Raw genomic sequence first — 23365 nt, forward strand, 5'->3', positions numbered from 1 at the left:
CTCAGCGCTGCCCTCGTTTCTCGAGCGCGCGCGGGCTCGATGTTTTCAGGGATTTGCCGCGGCCGGACAGGCTTGGATTGGTCATGAAATACTTATGTGCGTTGAAGGGTTCTTCGGCCTTACCGGGAACGATGCGCCGGCTCGTGCCGTCCGCCAGAACCGTCCAGCTCTGCTCATTGTCGAGGAGATTGGCGAGCATGATCTGATCGAGCACCTGCTGATGCACCGTCGGGTTCAGGATCGGCAACAGCGACTCGACCCGGCGCTCCAGATTGCGGGGCATGAGATCGGCGGAAGAAAGATAGACATGTGCCTTGGCATTCGGGAGGCCTTGCCCGTTGCCGAAGGCATAGATGCGGGTGTGCTCGAGAAACCGTCCGACGATCGACTTCACTCGGATATTCTCCGACAAGCCCTTGATGCCGGGCCGCAGGCAGCAGATGCCGCGCACAACAAGATCGATTTGCACTCCTGCCGCGCTCGCGTCGTAAAGCGCATCGATGATGTTGGGGTCAACGAGCGAATTGCACTTGAGCCAGATCGAGCCTGATCGTCCAGCCTTGGTGTGGGCGATCTCCTCCTCGATATGCTGCAGCAGGCGCTTCTTGAGGGTCAGCGGCGAAACCGCCATGCGCTCCAACTGCGCGGGTTCCGCGTAACCGGTGACGAAGTTGAAGATGCGGGAAATATCGCGCCCGATCACCGGGTCGGCGGTGAAGAACGAGAGGTCAGTGTAGATACGCGCGGTGATCGGATGATAATTGCCCGTGCCCACATGGCAGTAGGTGATGAGCTGCCCGCCCTCGCGCCGCACAACCATCGAGAGCTTGGCATGGGTCTTCAACTCGATGAAGCCGAACACCACCTGCGCGCCCGCGCGCTCCAGATTGCGCGCCCAGAAGATATTGGCTTCTTCGTCGAACCGCGCCTTCAACTCGACGAGCGCGGTCACGGATTTGCCCGCCTCGGCCGCCTCGGCCAGGGCCGCGACGATGGGTGAATCGGGCGAGGTTCGATAAAGCGTCTGCTTGATCGCCACCACGTTCGGATCGCGCGCGGCCTGCCGCAGGAACTGCACAACCACGTCGAAAGATTCATAGGGGTGGTGGACGATCAGGTCCTTCTGTCGGATCGCAGCGAAGCAATCGCCGCTATGCTCGCGGATGCGCTCGGGAAAGCGCGGATTATACGGCTTGAACTTGAGATCCGGTCGCTCCAGCCCGACGAGTTGCGACAATTCGTTGAGCGCGAGCATGCCCTCGACGACGAACAACTCGGTCTCGAAGGATATTTCGGATTCCTCGGCCACGAACTGGCGCAGATCCTCCGGCATCGCGGCTTCGACTTCGAGCCTGATCACGCTGCCGCGGCGACGCTGCTTGAGCGCGGTCTCGAAGAGACGCACGAGATCTTCCGCCTCTTCTTCCACTTCCAGATCGGAATCGCGGATGACACGGAATGCACCCTGCCCCTGCACGCTGTAGCCAGGAAAAAGGCGCGCGGTGTAGAGCACGATTACCTGTTCGAGGGCGATGAAGCGGGTTGCTCCTGTTTCCGCGAGATCCGGCAGGCGGATGAACCGCTCGACCTTGGACGGTAAGCGGATCAGTGCGTTCAGCACTTTGCCATCGCTCTGCCGCACGAGCTTGAGGGCGATCGACGAGCCGAGATTGGGGATGAACGGGAACGGATGCGCCGGATCGATGGCAAGCGGCGTGAGCACCGGGAAAATGTGGTTGAGGAAGTAATCTTCAAGCCAGACCGCCTCGGCCTTCGCCAGGCCCGTCCCGTCGATGAGGACGATACCCTCCTCCAGAAGAGAATCCTTCAAATCACGCCAGCGGCGCTGCTGGTCGGAGGCGAGGCTCGACACGGCAGCCGCGATCCTGGTCAATTGCTCCTGCGGCGACAGGCCATCCTGAGACAAGGTGCCGACGCCGGAACGAACCTGACCGCGCAGACCCGCTACGCGAACCATGAAGAACTCGTCCAGATTTGCCGCGGAAATCGACAAAAAGCGAAGTTGCTCCAGAAGCGGGTGATTGGCGTTGGAAGCCTCTTCCAACACCCGGCGATTGAATTGCAGCCAGGACAGTTCCCGGTTCACGAAGCGCTGCGGAAACTGCCTCAAGGCCGCTCCATCGAGTTCGATATCCGGCGGCGCCTTAGGTTGCGGCGCATCGGTGACGATCTCGACTTCTTCCAGAACAAGCCCACTCACAGCCGCCTCCGCCTTCTTTCGCGGATTTCGCTTTGCCTCGGATTTGATGACGGTTTCACGACGCTTCGACGACAAGGTCTTCACTCGTTCTCTTCCGTATCCTGCGCGGTGCCGAGGATTTCGGCGGCGATGGCGCGGGAGACGCGCCGCCCACGGCTCAAGGCCTCCTTGTCCAGAGCCGCCACCACGTCGGAGGCTTTCGACAGGGATCGCTCGATCCTGAGAGCAATGTAGTCCACGACCGTGGTGTCGACCACGAGTTGACGGTCGACAAAGAGTTTCACGAGCACAGCCTTCAGAAGCGCGTCGTCCGGCGCATCGAGTGTGACGATGGGCGCGAGGCGCAGGCGCGAGAGAAGGTCCGGCGTTCTCAGCCCCCACCCGTCCGGCGACTTTTCGCATGTGACAAGGATGAAGGCTTTGCGCTCCCGCGCGAGATTGAGGAGGTGGAAGAACGCCGCCTCGTCCATCTCGGCCCGATCGGCATCCTCGATGGCGAGCGTCCCGTTCGAGATCAGGTGCGGAACCTTGTCCCCCGTCACCTCGAAGGCATCGACCGTCCAGGCATGGGCGCTTGCCGCCCAGATCGCCGCCAGATGGCTTTTGCCACTGCCACGCGGACCTTTCAGGATGAGGATGTTATCGGGCCAATCGGGCCAGCGCTCGATCAAGCCATAGGCCTGTTCGTTCGATGGGCTGACGAGAAAATCCTCCCGTTCGAAACGAGGATCGACCGGCAGATCGAAAGTGAGTTGCTTGGGCGCCTCACGCATCGAGATTGACCTTGTCCGTTCCGCGATAGAGCGGGCTTGCCAGATATTCCCTAAGGGCATATCGGGCAATGACCCCGATGGCGGCGGCGAGAGGCACCGCGAGCAGCAGGCCGACGAAGCCGAACAGGGTGCCGAAGGCCAGAAGCGCGAACATCAGCCAAACCGGATGCAACCCGACGGAATCGCCGACCAGCTTGGGGGAGAGGATATTGCCCTCGACGAATTGACCGAAGACGAAGACGGCAAGCGTCGCCAGGATCCACGTCCAATCCGGCCAGAACTGCACAATGGCGACGCCGACGGAGAGGATGAGACCGGTGAGCGAGCCCACATAGGGAATGAAGCTCAGGAGCCCCGAGCCCATGCCGATCAGGGCTCCGAAATTGAGACCGATCATGGTCAGGCCGACGGCATAGAACGTGCCGAGGATGAAACAGACCATGGCCTGCCCACGCACAAAGCCGGCGATAGCCCGGTCGATGTCGCGAAAGATCGCACGGATCGTATCCCGTTGCTTCATAGGCAGCCAGGAATCGACGGTATTCACCATGCGATCCCAATCGACCAGCATGTAGAAGGCCACCACCGGCGTCACGACGAGAAGCGCCATGATGCTGACGAGCGCCCGGCCACCGGACAGGAGGGACTGGAAGACACCGGCGAGCCACTGAAGCCCCTGCGACACGAGATTGCCGACGGAGGTCTGGATTTCCGAGAGCGCACGGGATCCGCCGAGCCGTTCCAGCAGAGGGCCGCCCTCCTGGATCGCAAGCTGCTGAAGACGCGCCACATAGCCGGGCAGTTTTTCGACGAAAGCCTCGACCTGCTGCGCAATAAGCGGGATCAGGATGACGAGCGTGACGATGAACAAAAGAACGAAGATGACGAGGATGACGAGGCTCGCACCGAGACGGCCGACGCCGACCCGTTGCAGCCGGTCCGCCAGGGGATCGAGCAGATAGGCGAGCGCGAAACCCGCCACGAAGGGCAGAAGGATCTCGCGCAGCGTGGTCAGCAGAAAGACCGTGACCGCAAGCGCGATGCCCCAGAATACGAGCTGCCTTTGAAGCGACATCCGGCTTCGTTTCCTTAAAACACGAGAATTCAGGCCGCCATATGCCGCAGCCAGTCTGCGAGATAGGCACTCGCGGAGGCGACGGTCAAGGCGGCCACGGTGAGCATGGCGATATCCTCAAGTCCTCCAAGGTTTACGTCAAAGGCATTGGTGGCCAGGGCGAAGGCGGCAAAGGCGATCTGAGCCGCTGTGTTGAGCTTACTCACAAGGAGAGGTCGGATTTCCACCGGGCGCTCCATCACCCAGGACAGAAGCACGGCGGAAACGATCATCGCATCCCGCGATACCACCACGATGGCAAGCCAGCTCGGGATCGCCCCAACGATGGCGAGTGTGACATAGATCGAAACAAGAAGGGCCTTGTCGGCCAGGGGATCGATATAGGCCCCGAATTCGCTCTGCATGTTGAAGCGCCGGGCGATGAATCCATCGATCCCATCCGAGATGCCTGCGATCACAAAGAGCACGAAGGCGGAAACCCACCGCCCCTGCATGATCATGACGATGACGATCGGGACGATAATGAGCCGAGCGATGGTGATGAGATTCGGAATGGTCATCGCTGGGGATGATGGCGCGCAGACGCTGCGACCGCAACGCTGTTCTGTTTGAATTTCCTCAATTTCAAGCCGACCCAGCCTCACCCGGAGGAATGCGAAGCATCGTCTCGAAGGGCGAGGCGTCTCCAGTTCGCACTGGAACCTCTTTCGAGACGCGGCTTCCAGGACGAGGAGCGAACACCCCCGCTGGACGAAGAAAACAGGTCGCAGCCTCCCTTCAGCCGAATAGCCCTTGCCTCCGGCTCCCTCCCGCCTTACTGCCCATCCCAAACGGGGATTGCCGATGACCAAGAACCCGCCGAATGGCCTCACCTATGCGCAAGCGGGCGTCGATATCGACGCGGGCAACGCCATGGTCGACCAGATCAAGCCTCTGGTGCGTGCCACGCGCAGACCGGGGGCCGATGCCGAGATCGGTGGATTTGGCGGCCTGTTCGACCTCAAGGCTGCCGGTTTCAAGGATCCGATCCTGGTTGCCGCCAATGATGGGGTCGGCACCAAGGTCAAGATCGCTATCGATACCGGCATTCACGACACCATCGGCATCGACCTCGTCGCCATGTGCGTAAACGACATCATCGTGCAGGGCGCGGAACCGCTGCTGTTTCTCGACTATTTCGCCACCGGCAAGCTGTCGCCGGAAGTGGGCGTACACATCGTGAAGGGCATCGCGGAAGGTTGCCGCCTCGCGGGCTGCGCATTGATCGGCGGTGAGACAGCCGAGATGCCGGGCCTTTACGCCAAGGGCGATTACGACCTCGCGGGCTTCGCAGTGGGCGCGGCCGAACGTGGAACGCTGCTGCCGAAGGCGGTGAAGGCCGGCGATGTGCTGATCGGGCTCCCCTCCTCCGGCGTCCATTCCAACGGCTTCTCGCTCGTGCGCCGTATCGTGGAGCACTCGGGCCTTGCCTGGACGGACACGGCCCCGTTCGCCAAAGACAAGACTCTCGGGGCGGCGCTTTTGGAGCCGACGCGGATTTACGTGAAGTCGCTTCTCGCCACCCTGAAGGCGACAGACGGCATCAACGCCCTGTGCCACATCACCGGCGGCGGATTCCCGGACAATATTCCGCGCGTTCTCCCTGAGGGCGTCGGCGTTCGGCTCGATCTCGACGCGATCCAAGTTCCGCCCGTGTTCAGCTGGCTCGCCAGGACCGGCGGCGTGGCTGAAGCTGAAATGCTGCGCGCCTTCAATTGCGGCATCGGCATGATCGTCTTTGCGGCAGCCGACAAGGTTGACGAGGCGATGAAGTGCTTGCAGGACGCAGGCGAAGCGCCGATCCGTATTGGTGAGACGATCGCGCATTCCGACGGCGAGCCGGTTCAGACCTCGGGATCGTTGAAACTCTGATGTCCCGCCGCCGCATCGCCATTCTGATTTCCGGGCGCGGCTCGAACATGACCTCGCTCATCGAGGCTGCGAGCGCGCCGGACTTTCCGGGCGAGATCGCCCTGGTGCTCTCCAACCGGCCCGATGCGGGTGGCTTGGCGCGGGCGCAGGAGGCGGGAATTCCGACGCGCGCCATCGACCACAGGACCCATCTCACCCGCGAGAGCTTCGAACAGGCGCTGGATCAGGCGCTGACCGAGAACGCCATCGATTTCATCTGTCTTGCGGGTTTCATGCGCGTGCTGACGCCCTGGTTCGTGGAACGCTGGGCGGGCAAGATGATCAACATCCACCCATCCCTGCTGCCGCTCTTTCGCGGCACGCATACGCATCAGCGGGCGATCAACGAAGGCGTGCTCGTTCACGGCTGCACGGTGCATTTCGTGGTACCGGAACTCGACGCCGGCCCCATCGTGGCGCAGGCCGTCGTGCCGATCATTCCGGGCGATACGGAAGAGACCCTCTCCGCCCGGGTGCTGGCGCAGGAGCATGTGGTCTACCCGCAGGCGCTGCGCATGATTTGCGACGGGCGGGCACGGTTGGAAAACGGCCAGGTCGTTTTTGCCGAGGGCTGGGACGCGAGCGGTGTGCTGCGTTCGCCGAGTTCAGGGCCTCTCCCCTTCTGAAGGAGTGTCCAGCGCTCTCTGGAACCTCCTTCGAGACGCGGCTGCGCTGCTCCTCAGGATGAGGTGAGATACCAACGTAGCTCCCTAGAAACGCAAATGGCCGGACGAACCCGGCCATGAAATCAAACGCTTTGCCCCTCAAATAGGCCGCTGCAACTTGCATCCGTCGATGGCTGAAAGAGCCTTGCCGCGAGCGCCATCGTTGAAGACGCCCGTGTCGCGATAGGCTTGAACCTCGTCTTCGCTCAGCGCGCGCATCGTCCGCCCGGCATAGCAATCGCACTTGCGGCCGAAGGACATTTCGCTCGCGTTCTGGATCTTGGCCTGGGTCGCGGCGCAGGCCCTGCGCACACGGGCCGTCAATTCAGCGACGCTTTCCGTCTTCAACGCCGGATCCACCTGATACAGCGTGGGTGTATTGGACGCCGCGGCGAGAACCACAGTGGTGGAAACGGCGAGAGCCGCAGCGGCCAGCATCACGCGGATGACGGAACTCATGGGAACCCTCCACAAAATCATTGTAAGCTTAAGGATAGGGTTCGCCGGCGAGGGTCAAGGGCTGGCTCGAAATAGACTTAAAACTTAGTCAGCAACCGGCTCTTCTTTCACCAGGGCCACGCGGTTGTCGTGGAAAGCCGCGCCGCCATAAGGCGCGACCTGATCGGCGCCCGTCAGTGTGTTGATGCCTCGACCGAAGGGATGCGCCGCGTTCGGCCAGATCGATTCCGCGATCAGCACACCTCGCCGGACACCATCATAGAGGCGCGCGCGAAGAAACACCTCGCCTCGCGCATTCCTCAACTTCACCCAATCGCCGTCGACGATACCTTGCGGTTCCGCATCGAGCGGATGGACCATCACCTCGGGCCGCCCCTCCTTCGTCTTCGAAGTCGGGGTTTCCGTGAAGGTGGAATTGAGGAAGTTCCGTGCCGGGCTCGTTGCGAGGCGGAACGGATGCTCCGGCGTCGCCTCCTCGATCACCGCCCAATGGTCGGGCAGCGTGGGAATTTCGGCCCACGGCCCCATCGGCCCGTCGTTCTTCGAGGGAACTTTCGTCCAATCCGGTTTGAAGCGGAACTTGCCGTCCTTATAGCCGAAGCCGTCGAGATAATGCGCCTCGCGGAAGGAAGGCTGCGCATCGATATGCACCTGCTCTTCGAGATTCTCGATGGTGCCCCAGCCGGAATTCTGCAACGTCCAATCGACAATCTCGCGCGGCTCCATCTCGAAGCCGCGATGCCGTGCGCCGACCCGTTGCGCAATCGCGCGCACCACCTCGTGGTTGGAGCGGCATTCGTCGGGCGGATCGACAAGCTTCAATCCAAGCTGGAAATACTGATGGCCACCGCCCTGATAGAGATCGTCATGCTCCATGAACATGGTCGCGGGCAGAACGATATCAGCCATGAGCGCGGTCTCCGTCATGAACTGCTCATGGACGCAGACGAAAAGGTCCTCACGAGCAAAGCCCGCCTTCACCAGTTCCTGCTCCGGCGCGACGGAAACCGGGTTGGTGTTCTGGATCAGCAATGCCTTCACCGGTCCGCCATGGCGCAAGGCTTCCGCATCACCGGTCAGCACACGTCCGATCTGCGATTGATCGAGCTGGCGAATGGTCCCGTCCCGCTCCTCGAGCCCTTCGATCAGCGTCTTGTTCCAATGATAGATTGCGCCGTTGTTGTGGAACGCACCGCCGCCCTCGTATTGCCAACATCCCGTCACCGCAGCGATACAGGAGGCCGCGTGCATGTTGATCGCGCCGTTGCGCTGGCGGCCAAAGCCGTAGCCGAGGCGGAAATACGTGCGCTTCGTCTCGCCGACGAGTTTCGCGAAAGCCTCGATCTCTTCCACGGAAAGACCTGTGATCGCAGACGCCCAGGCCGGATCGCGGGTGCGTAGATGTTCTTCGAGTTCGCGCGGGCAATCGGTGTAGCGTTCGAGATAATCCCAATCCGCGTAGCCGTCGCGGAACAATACATGCATCACGGCGCAGGCGAGCGCGCCGTCGGTGCCGGGCTTCACGAGAAGCGCCATGTCGGCCTGCTTCATCGTGGCGTTCATATAGATGTCGATAGCGACGATCTTCGCGCCGCGGTCCTTCCGGGCGCGGGCGGCGTGGGTCATCACGTTGACCTGCGTGTGAACCGGGTTCGTGCCCCAGATCACCACGCAATCCGACAGAGCCATCTCGCGCGGATCGGGCCCGGCGAGTTTGCCCGTACCGGCAATGTAACCGGTCCAGGCCATGGTGGTGCAGATCGTTGAGTATTGGCCCGAATAATTCTTCACGTGGCGCAGACGGTTGATGCCGTCGCGCATCACGAAACCCATCGTCCCCGCATAGTAATAGGGCCAGACGGATTGAGCGCCGAAATCCCGCTCGGCCTCCAGAAACCTTTTGGCCACGATATCGAGCGCCTCGTCCCAAGAGATGCGCTCGAACTGCCCGGAGCCCTTCGGCCCGATACGCCTCAATGGGTGCAGCAGCCGGTCGGGATGATGAATACGCTCGGCATAACGCGCCACCTTCGCGCAGATAACGCCCGCCGTGTAGCCGTTGGTCTTCGCCCCATGCACCCGCCCGATGGACCGCCCTTCAATCACCTCGACATTGAGCGAGCACGATGACGGACAATCGTGCGGGCAAACGGAGGGGCGATGCTCGATACGGGGGGCTTGATTCATGGCAGGCGCATGATGGGGGAGAGGCCCGAAAATGGAAAGGCCGCCCGGAGGCGGCCTAAGGAAGCAATGTCCGGATAGGCGATCGCCTTAGCCGACGATCTCGTTGCCCGAGAAAAACTGGGTGATTTCGATTTTGGCGTTGTCCTGGCTGTCGGAGCCGTGGACCGAGTTCTCGCCGATGGACTTGGCATAGAGCTTGCGGATGGTGCCATCGGCAGCGCTCTCGGGGTTCGTGGCGCCCATGATCTCGCGGTAACGAGCGACGGCGTTCTCACCTTCGAGAACCTGCACGACGACCGGGGCCGAGATCATGAAATCGACGAGCTCACCGAAGAAGGGGCGTTCCTTGTGGACTGCGTAGAAGGTCTCGGCTTCGCGGCGGCTCATCTGAATGCGCTTCTGCGCCACGATGCGCAGGCCGGACTTCTCGATGACGGCGTTGATCGCACCGGTCAGATTACGCTGGGTCGCATCGGGCTTGAGAATGGAGAAAGTGCGCTCGGTGGCCATGGAAAACTCGCTCTTAAAGGGAAAATCGTTGGAGTGGCGCGCTTATAGCGGCGAGGCTCGTTTGCCTCAAGGGCTTTCGGGGAGCGCGGTTAAAGGCCTGTTGGAAAGCACAGCCACCTCCCCTACCTTGTTACACGACCGGCCCATCCGAAGGCCGGCATCGGGAGTGAAACATGAAGTTTGTAAATCTCGCGGCCCCTCTGGCCCTCGGCCTCTCCATCCTTAGCCAAGCGGCGAGCGCTCAGCCGGCCGATCCAACCGGTACCTACTTGAGCGAAAGCGGAGAGACCCGCGTGAAGATTGCCAAATGCGGGCAAGTCTTTTGCGGCACCATCATCAGCGTCCAGGGCGAGGCTAAAGACGCGAACAACCCCGATCCTGCTCTCAAGACCCGCAATCTCGTCGGCGTACACATGATCTCCGACATCAAGCCCGCCGGAGAGGGCTTTACGGGGCAGCTCTACAACTACAAGGACGGCAAGACCTATACCGGCAAGATGAACTTCCAGGGCCAGGCCATGAAGCTCTCCGGCTGCGTCCTCGGCGGCTTGATCTGCCGGACGCAGACCTGGTCGAAGGTGAATTGAGGAAAACCCGATCGGGCATCCTCCGCAGCCGCGCTTATCGAGAGGCTCCGGTTGATAAGAATAAAATCGTTTCGACACTCAAGATGAGGCGCGCTATGAAGTAACAATGCGCAACTAAGAGTTTCGGAGCCTCATCATGCTAAGAACCCTCCTGGCCCTCGCGCTTGCTGTATCGAGTGTCAGCACCTCTTACGCTGCAGAGTGCACACCATCCCTGCATAAGCGCTGGGAAGAAGCGATGATCGAAGTCGCGCAGATTCATCGCATTCTTCTGCATTCCAAAAGTGTTGACCCCGATACCAAGACCCTTTGCCGGATCGTTAAATCAGTTTCAGACATCTCCGAAGTCGGAAATGAATACTTTCCGGCATGCGATCCGCTAAGCGCTTCGCACGGCCGCGTCTTGATTCTGCGAATAAATGAGGTCTTGGCGAAAACAGACATCTCGCCCTGCTCAAAGCCTGTAGGAAAGACGAAGTAACCTTCGACACCCCGGGCCTCTCCAGGTTACCTCTGCGGGGCAGTAGGCAGCTTAATTGGAGATTCACAGCGTAAGCTATGCCGAATTCCTTGCTGCATCCGGCATAGCCCTGACTTTTACCGCGCCTTCTGGCCGAACAGAACGGCCTGAACCGCAGGGTCTTGCAGATTGGTCGTCGAGCGGCTTTCCGCATTAACCGCGAGACCGCGCTGAACCGCCGGGCGCGCGAGCACTCGCTCGAGCCAACGTTTCACGTTGGGGAAATCCTCAATGTTCTGCCCCTGCCGCTCCCAGAGCTTGGCCCAGCCGACAATCGCCATGTCGGCGATGGAATACTCGCCCGCCACATAGTCGCGATCCGCGAGACGTTTGTTCAGAACGCCGTAAAGGCGGTTGCTCTCGTTGGTATAGCGCTCGATGGCGTAAGGGATTTTCTCGGGCGCATAGATGCGGAAATGATGGGTCTGGCCGAGCATGGGGCCGAAACCGCCCATCTGCCAGAAGAGCCATTGGTCGACTTCGACACGCTGCCGTTCGTCCTGCGGATAGAACTTGCCTGTCTTGCGGCCGAGATATTGCAGGATCGCGCCGGATTCGAAGACCGAGAGCGGCTTGCCGCCGGGACCGTCTGGATCGACGATGGCCGGCATCTTGTTGTTCGGTGAAACCGCCAGAAACTCAGGCGCGAACTGGTCGCCCTTGCCGATATTCACCAAGTGAACCGCATAGGGGAGCCCACATTCCTCCAGCATGATGGAGATCTTCCATCCGTTAGGAGTCGGCCAGTAATACAGGTCGATGGGCTGTTGCGTGGAAGCCGCCATAAATAGCCTCTCAGTGTTCCTGACATCGGGTCGGGAGTTGAGGTTAAGACATAAGATCGATTGCGGCACTAATCCAAGGCAGGAATGCAGTGGATAGAGCGCATGGCAGATCCTCCCCCCTTGCATGTTTCATTGTTTCATAATGGAATGACCAAGAAGCCTCACTTCATAAGGCATATGGGAGTTTTCCATGACAAACCGCATTCTCCGGACCGTTCTCGCCGCTGCCGCTATCGTCGCGCTTGCCGGGCCTGCACTGGCCGAGACCAAGCCGAAGAAGGAACCGACCGCCGGCCAACTCGCCGCTCGCGAGCGGATGCACAAATGCAGCGCGGAGTGGAAGGAAGCCAAGGCCGGCGGCAAGGTGGCCAAGGACGCCAAATGGCCGAAATTCTGGAGCGAGTGCAACACGCGCCTGAAGGCCGGGAAAGCCTGAGCCTTTCATCAACCTTGCGTCATATGAAGATATGAAGCCCGACCGATTGGTCGGTCGGGCTTTTTCTTTAAATCTTCTTCTTGAAGCCCTCGTGGCTGCGCGCAAAGCCGATCCGCTCATAGAAGCGGTGAGCGTCCTTGCGGGTCTTGTTCGATGAGAGTTCGAGCATGGAAGCCCCGCGCTTGCGTGCTTCCTCTTCCGCGAACGTCATCATCTTCGCACCGATCCCGCGAGAGCGCTCGCTGGCGCGGACTTTCACGCTTTCGATCTTCACCCTGAGCGCGCCCCGCCCGGTGAGGTTGGGGATGAAAGTCAGTTGAAACGTGCCGACGACAATGTCGTCCGCAACCGCCACGAAGAGCAGGTTGTCAGAATTGGCATCGATAGCGGCGAAAGCCTTCTCGTAGGCAGGCACATTGGCAGGTGTCCAGGTGTCGCCATGGGCGCCGAGAGCGTCCTCCTCATGCAGGCGGATGATCGCTTCGAGATCCTCCCTCCCCGCCTGACGAATAAGAAGATCGCTCACGCTGCCGCCTTACTCTCGTGCGGCAACAGGCTCGCTGGTGGGGCAAACCCCGGCAGGGCTTCGACGCGCTTCATCCACGCGGCAATGTTGGCGTAAGGGACCATATCGATCCCGGCTTCTCCTGCGAAGACCACGGCCCCGTAAATATCGATATCCGCGATGGTGAGCCCTTCCCCGACGATCCAGCTGCGGCCCGCAAGATGCTCGTCGAGTACTTTGAGTGCCACACGGCTGAGACCGGAATACTCCTCGAGCATCTCGGGAGTTCCGGGGCGGATACCGAGTTTGATGACGCGTGCGCGGTAGATCGAGGACGAAAGCCTATCGAAATCCCAGAACATCCATTCGCGGGCCTGCAGACGCTCATCGAGCGTCGCGCCACCGAACTTAGCAATCGTGTCGGCGAGATATTCGAGGATCGCCGCCGACTGGCACAACTGGCGGCCATTGGACTTGTCGAGGAGAAGCGGCACTTGACCGTATCGCTGCTTGGCAACGTAATCGGGCCGCTTGTGCTCGCCCTCACGTAAATTCACATGCACGTAGTCGAACGCCTGACCCGCCAGTGATAGCATCAGGCCGACCTTATAGGATGGTCCCGAAACGAATATGCCATGAAGCTCGAAACGCGCAGACATCGACACTCTCCCTGATCTTTTTGAATTGACGCATTTCTTGCGCAAAGCGGAAAATGCGTGGCGCACAAGCGTAGTCGATTGATTAGCGGCGCGGAAGAGACAGAATAGGAGACAATGGAGAGCCTCATGCCGAACATCGCGCGCCAAAAGAAACTTTTGCAGCAGGCCGTGGCCATCGCCGCGCTTCTTCCCGTCGCCGTCGGGCTCTATGGCGTGCTGTTCGGGGGACGCCTCACCGGCGAGCCCATAGGCATCTCGGCCGACAGCCATTTTCGTTATCTATCCGGGCTTCTCCTCGCCATCGGTCTTTGTTTCTGGAGCACATTGCCGAACATCGAAACGAAGACCGGGCGTTTCAGGCTGTTGACCACGATCGTCGTGCTCGGCGGACTCGGACGCGTCATCGGCCTTATGCTGACCGGCCTGCCCTCGTTCTTCATGCTCGGCGGGCTCGTCATGGAACTGGTCGTAACGCCCGCCTTGTGCCTTTGGCAGACGTACGTCGCGAACCGCTATGCGGAGGAGTTCGGGGTGACAGAGTTGAAAGAGAGCGTTTAACGCCCCGTCATGGCCGGGCCTGTCCCGGCCATGACGAATGCCGGGGCCGTTCAAAGCAGCGCTATAGCGCCTTGTCGAACCGAATCTCCGAGGTGTTCGAAACATCGCCGATATCGCGTGACGACCCTTCGGCACGAGCGTAGCCCAGGCGCTCGTAGAGCCGGTGCGCATCGGTGAAACGGGTGTCCGACCAGAAGAACATGCGCGTGGCTCCGCGCGCCTTCGCATGCTCTTCGACCAGACGCACCAGCGCGACGCCGAGGCCCTTGCGGCGCTGATCGGGGCGCACATAGAGGCGGTGCAGCTCGCCGGCATCCTCTTCCGGATAATCCACCGCCGCACAGGCGCAGACGCGCCCGCGTTCGTCTTCCAGCACCCAAAACACACCGCCTCTGCCCGCAAAGGTCGAAGCAGGTTCGCGCAAGTCGCGCAGGTCATCATGCGGGTCGACATAGCAGCCGGGATATTCCGCGAAGCAGAGCGCGAAGAGACCGAACAGATCCTGCGCGTCACTGTCGATGGCAGGGCGAACTGGAAGAGAAATCACGTCATTCATCAGGCGGTTTTTCCTCCGGCTGCGGCCATTTCCGCAACCTTCCGTTCGAGCATTCCATGCATGAGGCGATAGGCTTGCGTGGACAGATGAACGCCGTCGATCGTAGCGCCCGTCTTCGCGTGGCCGTCCGCCGTGCTCAACGCGCTATAGAGATCGATAACAGCGTGCCCGTGATGCGTTGCGATTTGCGTGATCTCGCGAGCCAAAGCCCGCATGGCCTCGTGCGAATAGAAGCTCGTCAGACGTTTGTTCTGCTCCACCGGCGGCGGCGTGAAGGCGATCAGCGCGACGCCCGAGGCCGAGAACAACCTGACGATCTTCTCGTAGAAGGTCGCGACAGTCGCTAGATACTCTTCGCCGTGTCCCTTCTTGGCATCGTTCGTACCGACGAGGAGCGCGGCGACGCGGGGTTTCGCCGCGTTGAGCAATCGCTCGATCTTCGGTTCCAACGCCTCCGTCCAGATGCCGGAATAACCGGCATTGATGACGGCATGGGGCCCAATACGGTTCCAGTAAAAACCCTCGACGATGGAATCGCCGATGAAGAGCAAACTCTCCGGCCCCGCCGCGCCGATATGCGATCCGACGACGATGTCCCGGATCAGCCAATGCGATGCGAAGGGGTTCGGTTGCGTCACGACAGTTCTTATTCGATCCCGAGTTTAGATTTCAGAAGATCGTTCACAGCCTGCGGATTGGCTTTGCCGCCGGTCGATTTCATGACCTGGCCGACGAACCAGCCGAGCAGCGTGGGCTTTGCCTTCGCCTGCTCCACCTTGTCGGGGTTGGCGGCAATGATCTCGTCGATGGCCTTCTCGATGGCACCCGTATCGGTGACCTGCTTCATACCGCGCGCTTCCACGATCTGACGCGGGTCGCCGCCTTCGTTGAAGACGATCTCGAACAGGTCTTTCGCAATCTTGCCGGAGATCACGCCTTCGCCGATCAGATCGACGACGGCGCCGAGCTGCGCAGCTGAGACAGGCGAAGTTGCGATATCCTTGCCTTCCTTGTTCAGGCGGCCAAACAACTCATTGATGACCCAGTTCGCAGCGATCTTGCCGTCGCGGCCCTTCGCCACCTCCTCGAAGAAGTCGGCGGAAGCGCGCTCGGCCACGAGCACACCCGCGTCGTAATTCGAGAGACTGTATGCGGCGACGAAGCGAGCCTTCTTGGCGTCGGGCAACTCGGGCAAGTGCTGCGCCAAATCGTCCACATAGGCCTGATCGAATTCCAGCGGCAACAGATCCGGATCGGGGAAGTAGCGATAATCATGCGCTTCTTCCTTCGAGCGCATGGAGCGGGTTTCGCCCTTGCCCGGATCGAACAGGCGCGTTTCCTGATCGATGGTGCCACCATCCTCGATGATACCGATCTGGCGGCGCGCCTCGTATTCGATGGACTGGCCGATGAAGCGGATGGAGTTGACGTTCTTGATCTCGCAACGCGTGCCGAGGGGCTCGCCGGGACGGCGCACGGAAACGTTCACGTCTGCGCGCAGGTTGCCCTTCTCCATGTCGCCGTCGCAGGTGCCGAGGTAGCGCAGGATGGTGCGCAGCTTGGTCACATAGGCCTTGGCCTCTTCCGATGAGCGAAGATCCGGACGCGACACGATTTCCATCAGCGCGACGCCGGAGCGATTGAGGTCCACGAAGCTCATGGAGGGGTGCAGGTCGTGGATCGACTTGCCCGCATCCTGCTCCAGATGCAGGCGCTCGATGCCGACCGTGATGGTCTCGGTGTCGGACACGTCGACGATCACTTCGCCCTCGCCCACGATGGGGCTCTTGAACTGGCTGATCTGGTAACCCTGCGGGAGATCCGGATAGAAATAATTCTTCCGGTCGAAGGTGCTGCGGTGGTTGACCCGCGCCTTCAGGCCGAGCCCGGTGCGGATGGCCTGACGCACGCATTCCTCGTTGATCACGGGCAGCATGCCGGGCATCGCCGCATCGACGAGGGAAACGTGGCTGTTCGGATCGCCGCCGAAGGCGGTGGATGCGCCGGAAAACAGCTTTGCCTGGCTCGTGACCTGGGCATGGATTTCCATGCCGATCACGACTTCCCAATCGCCTGTCGCGCCCTTGATGAGCTTCTTCGGGTTGACCGGAGCGTTCATGCCGTCTCGCGCCTCAAAATTTCGTTTTTCTACGACCGGAGTAAGTGCCATCGCCCGCCGCGGTCAACCCCTTTCAACCTGAACGCACGTTCAGATAAGCATGAAACCGCAACAGTAATTTCGGCGCCCATTCACAGTTCTTTGACCAACCCGGTCAAGCTCGCATGAAACTGCCTGTGATGTTGAGCGTTTAACTCCCAATCGAAGGATCGAGGAGTTAACAATGGCAATTGACCGAGACCCGAACAACTATGATCGCGACCGTGATATCTATGACTTGGAAGGTCGGAGGTCTAATACTCTCGCTTATTTGATTGGCGGATTAGTCCTAGCCCTGGGTCTTCTTGCCTTTCTCTTCTATGGCGGCAACCGCGACGTAACCACGACCGGCACCATTACCCCGCCGCAAACCCAGACGACACCGCCTGCACCGATGCAGAGCAAACCTGTCGCACCCCCCGCCTCTCCTCTGAGCCCGCCTGCATCTCCGGCGAACCCGACAGCTCCGCAGCAATAGGCTCGAGCCCCGCTCTTTTCGAAAGGGCCCGCAACCTCCGCGGGCCCTTTCGCGCGCTCATGCCGCGTCGGACACGATCTTCCGATCCGGTGTGGTGATGACCGCGATTCCGGTGAGGACCATCACGATCCCGCCCCAGACCAGTGGCCTCAACGTCTCCCCCAAAAAGAACGCGCTGATGGCGACGCCGATGGGCACGCGCAAATAACCCTGCGCCGTGACGCCGACGGAACCCAGCGTCTGAACGAGCCGGAAGTAGATCGTGAAGGCGAGAGCGGTCGAGAAGACGGCCAGGGCAACCAGAGCCAGAACCGATTCAGCGGATGGCTGAAGCGTCCAGGGTCGATCCACAGCCAGGCTGAATGGGAACAGGATGACGGCTCCGCAGATCAATGACCCGGCAGCCGTGGCCATCGGGTCTATGCCCTTGAAGCGCTTTCCGAAAATCGCAGCACCCGCATAGCAGAATGATGCGAAGATAATGGCGCATTGAGCGAGGACCTCGCGCCCGAGACCGCTCAGCGCCTGCGGGCCGACGATGACGCAAGCCCCCAACAGACCGAGCACGACGCCGATCAGCTTGCGCGGACTCGTCGGTTCGTGGCGGAACCAGAGCCATGTCATGAGGAAAGCGAAGACCGGCGTCATCGAATTCAGCGCGACGGCGAGACCCGCATCCACATCGGCTTCCGCCCATGCGATGAGTGTGAAGGGAACGACGCTGTTGAGGCAGGCCTGCACCGCGAAGTCTTTCCAGGCGGCCCTGTCACGCGGCAGGGAAACTCCGCGCATCCGCATCACGACCAGCAACACGGCCCCCGCGATGGCGGTTCTCGCCGCGATCAGAGTAACCGGCGGGATGGTCTCGATACCGATCTTAATGAAGGTATAGGCAGCGCCCCACAACGTCGCGAGAACAACGAGTAAGGCAAGTTCCAACGCGTGGCGGGGTTGTGCGGTGATGGGCATAGCCATCTTATCCATCCTATGAATCGAGGTTTGCGATGACCTCAGAAATGCCACCACCGGGGGCCATGGTCGCCCCCGAATGCTTCGGCCACGACCGAAATGTCTCATGCTGCGCGTCGGGCGCAAGCGGGATAGGATTGTCCTATGACAAATCTTGTTTCAGGCATCGTTCTCGCGGAGATCGCCGCTTCCATCGGGGATGTCTCGCGCGCCAACATTCTCTCCGCTCTGATGGATGGCCGCGCTTTGACGGCGAGCGAACTGGCGTGGCACGCCAATGTGAGCGCACAAACCGCGAGCGGGCATCTCGCCAAGCTGGTCGAGACTTCACTTCTCGCCGTCGAGAAACAGGGTCGCCACCGCTATTATCGCCTGGCGACTCCGGAAGTGGCGCATGCCATCGAGGCCTTGATGGCGGTGGCGTCAACTGGGCCGAAGCGCTATCGCCCCGTCGGCCCGAAAGATGAGGCTCTTCGCAACGCACGAACCTGCTACGACCACCTCGCGGGTCGCCTCGGCACAGCCATCACCGAAGCCCTGACCGCGAAGAAATATGTCGTCCTTTCCGAAAGCGCTGGAGCGTTGACGGATGAGGGTCATCGCTTTCTCTGCGATATCGGGATCGATCTCGCGCCAGGGCAAGACCATAAGCGCGCTCTGTGCCGCACGTGCCTCGATTGGAGCGAGCGCCGCCCTCACCTCGCCGGACATCTTGGAGCCGCCCTTTGCACGCACATGTTCGAGCAAGGCTGGGTCGAGCGTATCAAGGACAGCCGCGCGCTTACCGTGACATCAGTGGGACGCAACGGCCTCAAGGAGTTCTTCGATATCGAGGAACAAAGCTGAGGGCGGGCCATTACGCCTCGAGGAATTCTGTCGCCACAATGGAACGGGAGGATCTTCGACATGGCCACGAAAGCGAACTTCACGCCTGAGGAATGGGCTCGCGTCGTCGCTAGTCCGATGGTTGCCGGCATAGCGATCACCGCGGCGGATCCGAGCGGATTATGGGGCCTGATGAAGGAATCCATGGCGAGCGGATGGGCGCTGGTCGAGGCGAAGCAGAACGCGAACGCCGATACGCTCGTCAAGGCTGTCGCGGAAGACCTCGCAGATCCGACGACGAGAGACGCCGTGCGGCATTCTTTTCAAAATCGCTTCAAGAGCAGTCAAATATCCGACGTCAAACAGAAGGCGATCGACGAATTACGTGGCGTCTCCGCGATCCTCGATGCAAAAGCCCCGGACGATGCCCCTGCCTTCAAGGGATGGCTGGGCTCCGTGGCGGAGAAGACAGCAGAAGCCAGCAGTGAGGGTGGGTTCTTAGGAATCGGCGGCGTCGCTGTCAGCGATGCCGAGAAGGCGACCCTAGCCGAAATTACGAGCGCACTCGGCTCCTCGCACGCAGCGGTCTGAAAGGCCCGCTTATCGCCCCGATACGCGCCGCACGGCGTAGGCTACGCTCGCCCAGACGAGAGCCGCGATGGCCCTGACCGGGTAGAGCGTCGGCGTGTCATGACTGATCGGCGCGATCCAGGGCAGACCGATGCCGGTCACGATCCACGAGACGATCACCGACACACCCAACGCGGCGATGGCCGCAATGAAGACCTTGCCGAACTGCGTCGCCCGCCACCCAAGCCAGACCGCCACCGCGATCAGGACCGGATCGAACGCCGCGAGAAGCCAGACGTGAAGCGGAATGGAGGGAGGCGTCACGCCGACCACCACGCCTTCGGCAAGCTGATGCGGCCAGCCGCATCCTCGATCACCTGACCGACGGCAAAGAGTGTCTCTTCATCGAAGGCGCGGCCGATGAGCTGGAGGCCGAGCGGCAGGCCCTGGGCGTCGAGCCCGGCGGGAACCGCAAGGCCTGGAAGGCCCGCCATGTTCACCGTCACCGTGAAGATGTCGTTGAGGTACATCTCGACCGGATCGCCCGAGCCCTTCTCGCCGATGCCGAAAGCGGCGGACGGCGTGGCTGGCGTGAGGATCGCGTGAACGCCGGAGGCATAGACCTTCTCGAAATCCTGCTTGATCAGCGTGCGGATCTTCTGCGCGCGGACGTAATAGGCGTCGTAGTAACCGGCCGAGAGCACATAGGTGCCGATCATGATGCGGCGCTTGACCTCGCGGCCGAAACCTTCGGCGCGGGTCTTCTCGTACATGTCGGCGATGTCCTTGCCCGGAACGCGCAGGCCGTAGCGTACGCCATCGTAACGGGCGAGGTTCGAGGACGCCTCAGCCGGAGCGACGATGTAATAGGCGGGAAGCGCGTATTTGGTGTGCGGCAGCGAGACTTCGACGATCTCGGCCCCGGCATCGCGCAGCCACTGCGTGCCCTGATCCCATAGTTTTTCGATCTCGGGCGACATGCCGTCGATACGGTATTCCTTCGGAATGCCGATCTTGAGGCCCTTTACGCCGCGAGAGACCGCTGCCTCGAAATCCGGCACGGGAAAATCGACACAGGTTGTGTCCTTCGCGTCGGGGCCGGCCATGGAACGCAGCATGATGGCGCTGTCGCGCACCGTGCGGGCAATCGGGCCGGCCTGATCCAGCGACGAGGCGAAAGCCACGGTGCCCCAGCGCGAGACCCGACCATAGGTCGGCTTGATGCCGACCGTACCGGTGAAGGCCGCCGGCTGGCGGATGGAGCCGCCCGTATCGGTTGCGGTTGCGGCAAGACACAGATGCGCCGCAACAGCCGCCGCCGACCCGCCCGACGAGCCGCCGGGGACGAGATGAGAGCCTTCGATGGAGCCGGACGCGCCCGCGCTCACATTCGAGCCTTCGCGCCGCCATGGCGACACCACGGGACCGAAGGCGCTGGTCTCGTTGGACGAGCCCATGGCGAACTCATCCATGTTGAGCTTGCCGAGCATCACCGCGCCATCGTTCCAGAGGTTCTGGGTGACGGTCGATTCGTAAGGAGGATTGAAGTTCTTGAGGATGTTGGAGCCTGCGGTCGACACCACGTCCTTGGTGCAGAACAGATCCTTGATGCCGAGCGGAATGCCCTCGAGAGCCCGCGCCTCGCCCTTGGCGATCTTCTCGTCCGAGGCCTTCGCCATGGCGAGCGCGTGCTCCGGCGTCTCCAGCACATAGGCGTTGAGCGCCCTCGCCTTCTCGATGGCGTCGATATGGGCCTTGGCGATCTCGGTGGCGGAGAAGGTCTTGGCCTTCAATCCGTCGCGGGCCTCGGCAAGGGTGAGATGGGTGAGTTCGGTCACGGGGCTTGATCTCTCAATCAGCGTCATGGCCGGGCTTGTCCCGGCCATTCACGCCTTAGTTCCTGACGGGGTGGCAGTCGGCCGAGGTTACTCAACCACCTTGGGCACGACGAAGAAATGATCCTCCGTCACGGGCGCGTTGCGGACGATATCGTCGGCGATCCCGCCGTCGGTGACGCCATCCTGACGCTTTTTCATCGCCATGGGCGTGACGGAGGTCATCGGCTCCACGCCGTCCACATTCACCTCGCCGAGTTGCTCGACGAAGGACAGAATCGCGTTCAATTCACCCTGAAGATGAGGAACATCCTCTTCCGTCACCGCGATGCGCGCCAGCCGCGCAATGCGCCGGACCGTGTTCTGATCGACCGACATGAATGGCCAACCCCTTTTCTGGAGCATGGATCCCGGAAAAGCGGGATGCGGTTTTCCGGGGAGATCATGCGAAATTGTGTCTTCGGCGGCTATAACACCCGCTCGCCTGAAGCTGCAATGTCAGATCCGCAGACCGACGGTCTTGTGCGGCACCACGACTTGCGTGCCCTTGCCGTCCAAGGCCGAGACGAACCGGTCCGCATTGGGCAGAACCATCGGAAATGAGCCGTAATGGCAAGGAATCGCGGCTTTCAGCTTGAAATAGCGTTCCACTGCCAGCGCCGCGACCTCCGGACCCATGGTGAAGCGGTCCCCGATGGGCACCATTGCCACGTCCGGCTGGTGAATTTCGGCGATCAGGCCCATATCTCCGAAAATGTCCGTATCGCCCATATGATAGACGGTCGGCTCGCCCGGTGCCTTGACGATGATGCCGTTGGCGCTGCCGAGCGGATAGTTTACCCCCATTTCGACGAAGCCCGAAGAATGGTCCGCTCGCACGAGCGTGGTTGTGAAGCCGCCCTGATCCATTGTGCCGCCCGTTCCCATGGGGGCGAAATTCTCAAGCCCCTGAGAGACGAGATACATGCACAGATCGAAATTCGTGACGACGGTAGCCCCGGTCGCCTTGGCGATATCAAGTGTGTCGCCCACGTGGTCACTGTGACCGTGGGTGACGAGAATGTGCGTCACCCCCTCGGCGGCCTTGTCCCGGCTCCCTTCGAAAGCCGGGTTGCCGGTGAAGAACGGATCGATCAGCACGACCTTGTCGGCGAAATCGAGCCGGAACGCGGAGTGGCCGAACCAGGTGATTTTCATGCATCTATCCTCAGTTGCGAAGCTCTGGGAGCCCGACCTTGACCGGTCCGCCTCCTGAAATGGAGCCTACCAGCGTATCGAGAAGACCAAGAACCGGAAAAAGTCCGGTCTATCAAGTCTCTCGCGTCGAAACCTGCGGTGCTGGACCTTTCGCGGTCGTTCTGGCACTTCACAGGTCCGGGAGGCCTTCCGCCAAGGTTCGAATCGACTTGCCCTGTGCGGAGACTTGGACCAGCCTTCGGACGAACTATCGCCTGAACTCTCCCAGGGCGACCTCGCGTCGAGGAAGTGGGAGACGAGGAGGCCCGTTCCATGACTGCCAAAGACAACGAGTTGACAAAGCTGATCGAGCAATTGCCGCCGAGAGCGCGCCTCATGGGCGTCGACCTCGGCACTAAGACCATCGGCCTTGCCCTCTCCGACATCGAACGCAGGATCGCGACGCCGCTGGAAACGATCAAGCGTGTGAAATTTACGCCGGATGCGGAGCGCATGAAGGCCCTCATCGATCAGCATGATGTGGGCGGCCTCGTGATCGGCCTGCCGCTCAACATGGACGGCACCGAGGGCCCGCGTTCGCAGGCGACGCGGGCCTTCGCTCGCAATTTGGGTCCGCTGATCGGAAAACCCATTCTGTTCTGGGACGAACGGATGTCGACGATGGTCGTCACTCGCACGCTGCTTGATGCGGATGCCTCTCGCGCCAAGCGGGCGGAAGCAGTCGACAAGATGGCGGCCGCCTATATCCTGCAGGGCGCGCTCGATCGATATGAACGGCTTTGCGTCGAGCACGATGCCTTTACGGACGAATTCGGCACCGACGACACCGACGTAGAAACGCCGCCCACAGGCGGCGCTCTCGATCTCTAGAAGATCGGCGCGGAATT

28 protein-coding genes are annotated in these 23365 nt (G+C 61.1%); 10 read left to right on the plus strand and 18 right to left on the minus strand.

Going from position 1 to position 23365, the window contains the following annotated elements:
* Position 1: 1 nt before the first annotated feature.
* The 4 genes from AB4072_RS00705 to AB4072_RS00720 all read right to left on the minus strand — a co-directional run bounded on the left by AB4072_RS00705 (position 2) and on the right by AB4072_RS00720 (position 4629).
* Positions 2–2191 (minus strand): RNA degradosome polyphosphate kinase, encoded by a 2190-nt coding sequence (locus AB4072_RS00705; protein ID WP_441965698.1) that lies wholly within the window; start codon positions 2189–2191, stop codon positions 2–4.
* 110 nt (positions 2192–2301) lie between these two features.
* A complete protein-coding gene (locus AB4072_RS00710; RefSeq protein WP_441964992.1) occupies positions 2302–2994 on the minus strand; it encodes a hypothetical protein in 693 nt (230 codons plus the stop codon).
* Positions 2987–4069, minus strand: coding sequence for an AI-2E family transporter (locus AB4072_RS00715; protein WP_441964993.1), 1083 nt, complete (start codon positions 4067–4069; stop codon positions 2987–2989). The genes AB4072_RS00710 and AB4072_RS00715 overlap by 8 nt, the downstream gene beginning before the upstream one ends.
* A 29-nt stretch (positions 4070–4098) precedes the next feature.
* Positions 4099–4629, minus strand: a complete 531-nt coding sequence (locus AB4072_RS00720; protein WP_441964994.1) for a CDP-alcohol phosphatidyltransferase family protein — start codon at positions 4627–4629, stop codon at positions 4099–4101.
* A gap of 283 nt (positions 4630–4912) precedes the next feature.
* Between AB4072_RS00720 and purM the strand changes: the two genes are divergently transcribed.
* Both purM and purN read left to right on the plus strand, forming a co-directional pair.
* A complete protein-coding gene (gene purM / locus AB4072_RS00725; RefSeq protein ID WP_441964995.1) occupies positions 4913–5980 on the plus strand; it encodes a phosphoribosylformylglycinamidine cyclo-ligase in 1068 nt (355 codons plus the stop codon).
* On the plus strand, positions 5980–6645 hold the full coding sequence (gene purN / locus AB4072_RS00730; protein WP_441964996.1) for a phosphoribosylglycinamide formyltransferase: 666 nt from the start codon (positions 5980–5982) through the stop codon (positions 6643–6645). Before purM ends, purN begins: the two co-directional genes overlap by 1 nt.
* A 138-nt stretch (positions 6646–6783) precedes the next feature.
* Here purN and AB4072_RS00735 read toward each other — a convergent pair whose 3' ends face one another.
* From AB4072_RS00735 to ndk, 3 genes are all read right to left on the minus strand, one after another.
* The gene (locus tag AB4072_RS00735; RefSeq protein ID WP_441964997.1) at positions 6784–7143 is read right to left on the minus strand and encodes a hypothetical protein; all 360 of its coding nucleotides are present in this window, start codon (positions 7141–7143) and stop codon (positions 6784–6786) included.
* Between the two features lie 84 nt (positions 7144–7227).
* Positions 7228–9330 (minus strand): molybdopterin-containing oxidoreductase family protein, encoded by a 2103-nt coding sequence (locus AB4072_RS00740; RefSeq protein ID WP_441964998.1) that lies wholly within the window; start codon positions 9328–9330, stop codon positions 7228–7230.
* 87 nt (positions 9331–9417) lie between these two features.
* Entirely contained in the window at positions 9418–9840 is a 423-nt protein-coding gene (ndk, locus tag AB4072_RS00745; protein WP_441964999.1) for a nucleoside-diphosphate kinase, read from the minus strand.
* A gap of 173 nt (positions 9841–10013) precedes the next feature.
* On the opposite strand from ndk, the gene AB4072_RS00750 reads away from it, so the two are divergent.
* Complete coding sequence (locus AB4072_RS00750; protein ID WP_441965000.1) at positions 10014–10427, plus strand: DUF2147 domain-containing protein; 414 nt, start codon at positions 10014–10016, stop codon at positions 10425–10427.
* Between the two features lie 136 nt (positions 10428–10563).
* Complete coding sequence (locus AB4072_RS00755; protein ID WP_441965001.1) at positions 10564–10908, plus strand: hypothetical protein; 345 nt, start codon at positions 10564–10566, stop codon at positions 10906–10908.
* A gap of 116 nt (positions 10909–11024) precedes the next feature.
* Here the strand turns inward: AB4072_RS00755 and AB4072_RS00760 are convergent, their stop codons facing one another.
* Complete coding sequence (locus AB4072_RS00760) at positions 11025–11732, minus strand: glutathione S-transferase N-terminal domain-containing protein (RefSeq protein ID WP_441965002.1); 708 nt, start codon at positions 11730–11732, stop codon at positions 11025–11027.
* 190 nt (positions 11733–11922) lie between these two features.
* Between AB4072_RS00760 and AB4072_RS00765 the strand changes: the two genes are divergently transcribed.
* Entirely contained in the window at positions 11923–12168 is a 246-nt protein-coding gene (locus tag AB4072_RS00765; RefSeq protein WP_441965003.1) for a hypothetical protein, read from the plus strand.
* A 67-nt stretch (positions 12169–12235) separates the two neighbouring features.
* On the opposite strand, the gene AB4072_RS00770 is transcribed toward AB4072_RS00765, so the two are convergent.
* The gene (locus AB4072_RS00770; RefSeq protein WP_441965004.1) at positions 12236–12694 is read right to left on the minus strand and encodes a GNAT family N-acetyltransferase; all 459 of its coding nucleotides are present in this window, start codon (positions 12692–12694) and stop codon (positions 12236–12238) included.
* A complete protein-coding gene (locus tag AB4072_RS00775; protein WP_441965005.1) occupies positions 12691–13332 on the minus strand; it encodes a glutathione S-transferase family protein in 642 nt (213 codons plus the stop codon). Before AB4072_RS00775 ends, AB4072_RS00770 begins: the two co-directional genes overlap by 4 nt.
* Positions 13333–13467: 135 nt before the next feature.
* Between AB4072_RS00775 and AB4072_RS00780 the strand changes: the two genes are divergently transcribed.
* Positions 13468–13890 carry a DUF4345 domain-containing protein gene (locus AB4072_RS00780; RefSeq protein WP_441965699.1) on the plus strand — a complete coding sequence of 141 codons (423 nt, stop codon included), beginning with the start codon at positions 13468–13470 and terminating at the stop codon, positions 13888–13890.
* Between the two features lie 61 nt (positions 13891–13951).
* Here AB4072_RS00780 and AB4072_RS00785 read toward each other — a convergent pair whose 3' ends face one another.
* The 3 genes from AB4072_RS00785 to gatB are packed head-to-tail and all read right to left on the minus strand — an operon-like array spanning position 13952 to position 16565.
* Positions 13952–14446 (minus strand): GNAT family N-acetyltransferase, encoded by a 495-nt coding sequence (locus AB4072_RS00785; protein ID WP_441965006.1) that lies wholly within the window; start codon positions 14444–14446, stop codon positions 13952–13954.
* A complete protein-coding gene (locus AB4072_RS00790) occupies positions 14446–15084 on the minus strand; it encodes an SGNH/GDSL hydrolase family protein (RefSeq protein WP_441965007.1) in 639 nt (212 codons plus the stop codon). The genes AB4072_RS00785 and AB4072_RS00790 overlap by 1 nt, the downstream gene beginning before the upstream one ends.
* Positions 15085–15092: 8 nt before the next feature.
* On the minus strand, positions 15093–16565 hold the full coding sequence (gene gatB, locus AB4072_RS00795; RefSeq protein ID WP_441965008.1) for an Asp-tRNA(Asn)/Glu-tRNA(Gln) amidotransferase subunit GatB: 1473 nt from the start codon (positions 16563–16565) through the stop codon (positions 15093–15095).
* Positions 16566–16788: 223 nt separating this feature from the next.
* On the opposite strand from gatB, the gene AB4072_RS00800 reads away from it, so the two are divergent.
* Positions 16789–17082 (plus strand): hypothetical protein, encoded by a 294-nt coding sequence (locus AB4072_RS00800; protein WP_441965009.1) that lies wholly within the window; start codon positions 16789–16791, stop codon positions 17080–17082.
* Positions 17083–17139: 57 nt separating this feature from the next.
* Here the strand turns inward: AB4072_RS00800 and AB4072_RS00805 are convergent, their stop codons facing one another.
* The gene (locus AB4072_RS00805) at positions 17140–18051 is read right to left on the minus strand and encodes a DMT family transporter (RefSeq protein WP_441965700.1); all 912 of its coding nucleotides are present in this window, start codon (positions 18049–18051) and stop codon (positions 17140–17142) included.
* A gap of 144 nt (positions 18052–18195) precedes the next feature.
* Between AB4072_RS00805 and AB4072_RS00810 the strand changes: the two genes are divergently transcribed.
* The gene (locus tag AB4072_RS00810) at positions 18196–18897 is read left to right on the plus strand and encodes an ArsR/SmtB family transcription factor (RefSeq protein WP_441965010.1); all 702 of its coding nucleotides are present in this window, start codon (positions 18196–18198) and stop codon (positions 18895–18897) included.
* A gap of 60 nt (positions 18898–18957) precedes the next feature.
* Complete coding sequence (locus AB4072_RS00815; protein ID WP_441965011.1) at positions 18958–19467, plus strand: hypothetical protein; 510 nt, start codon at positions 18958–18960, stop codon at positions 19465–19467.
* Between the two features lie 9 nt (positions 19468–19476).
* On the opposite strand, the gene AB4072_RS00820 is transcribed toward AB4072_RS00815, so the two are convergent.
* The 4 genes from AB4072_RS00820 to AB4072_RS00835 all read right to left on the minus strand — a co-directional run bounded on the left by AB4072_RS00820 (position 19477) and on the right by AB4072_RS00835 (position 22478).
* Positions 19477–19770 (minus strand): hypothetical protein, encoded by a 294-nt coding sequence (locus AB4072_RS00820; RefSeq protein ID WP_441965012.1) that lies wholly within the window; start codon positions 19768–19770, stop codon positions 19477–19479.
* Entirely contained in the window at positions 19767–21311 is a 1545-nt protein-coding gene (gatA, locus tag AB4072_RS00825) for an Asp-tRNA(Asn)/Glu-tRNA(Gln) amidotransferase subunit GatA (protein ID WP_441965701.1), read from the minus strand. Before gatA ends, AB4072_RS00820 begins: the two co-directional genes overlap by 4 nt.
* A 60-nt stretch (positions 21312–21371) precedes the next feature.
* On the minus strand, positions 21372–21659 hold the full coding sequence (gene gatC / locus AB4072_RS00830; RefSeq protein WP_441965013.1) for an Asp-tRNA(Asn)/Glu-tRNA(Gln) amidotransferase subunit GatC: 288 nt from the start codon (positions 21657–21659) through the stop codon (positions 21372–21374).
* Positions 21660–21779: 120 nt separating this feature from the next.
* Positions 21780–22478: a metal-dependent hydrolase gene (locus AB4072_RS00835; protein ID WP_441965014.1), complete on the minus strand. Its 699-nt coding sequence runs from the start codon at positions 22476–22478 to the stop codon at positions 21780–21782.
* 312 nt (positions 22479–22790) lie between these two features.
* On the opposite strand from AB4072_RS00835, the gene ruvX reads away from it, so the two are divergent.
* Positions 22791–23348: a Holliday junction resolvase RuvX gene (ruvX, locus tag AB4072_RS00840; RefSeq protein ID WP_441965015.1), complete on the plus strand. Its 558-nt coding sequence runs from the start codon at positions 22791–22793 to the stop codon at positions 23346–23348.
* Positions 23349–23365 lie beyond the last annotated feature (17 nt).

This window comes from Microvirga sp. 2MCAF38 (assembly GCF_052115485.1).
Taxonomy (GTDB): Bacteria; Pseudomonadota; Alphaproteobacteria; order Rhizobiales; family Beijerinckiaceae; genus Microvirga.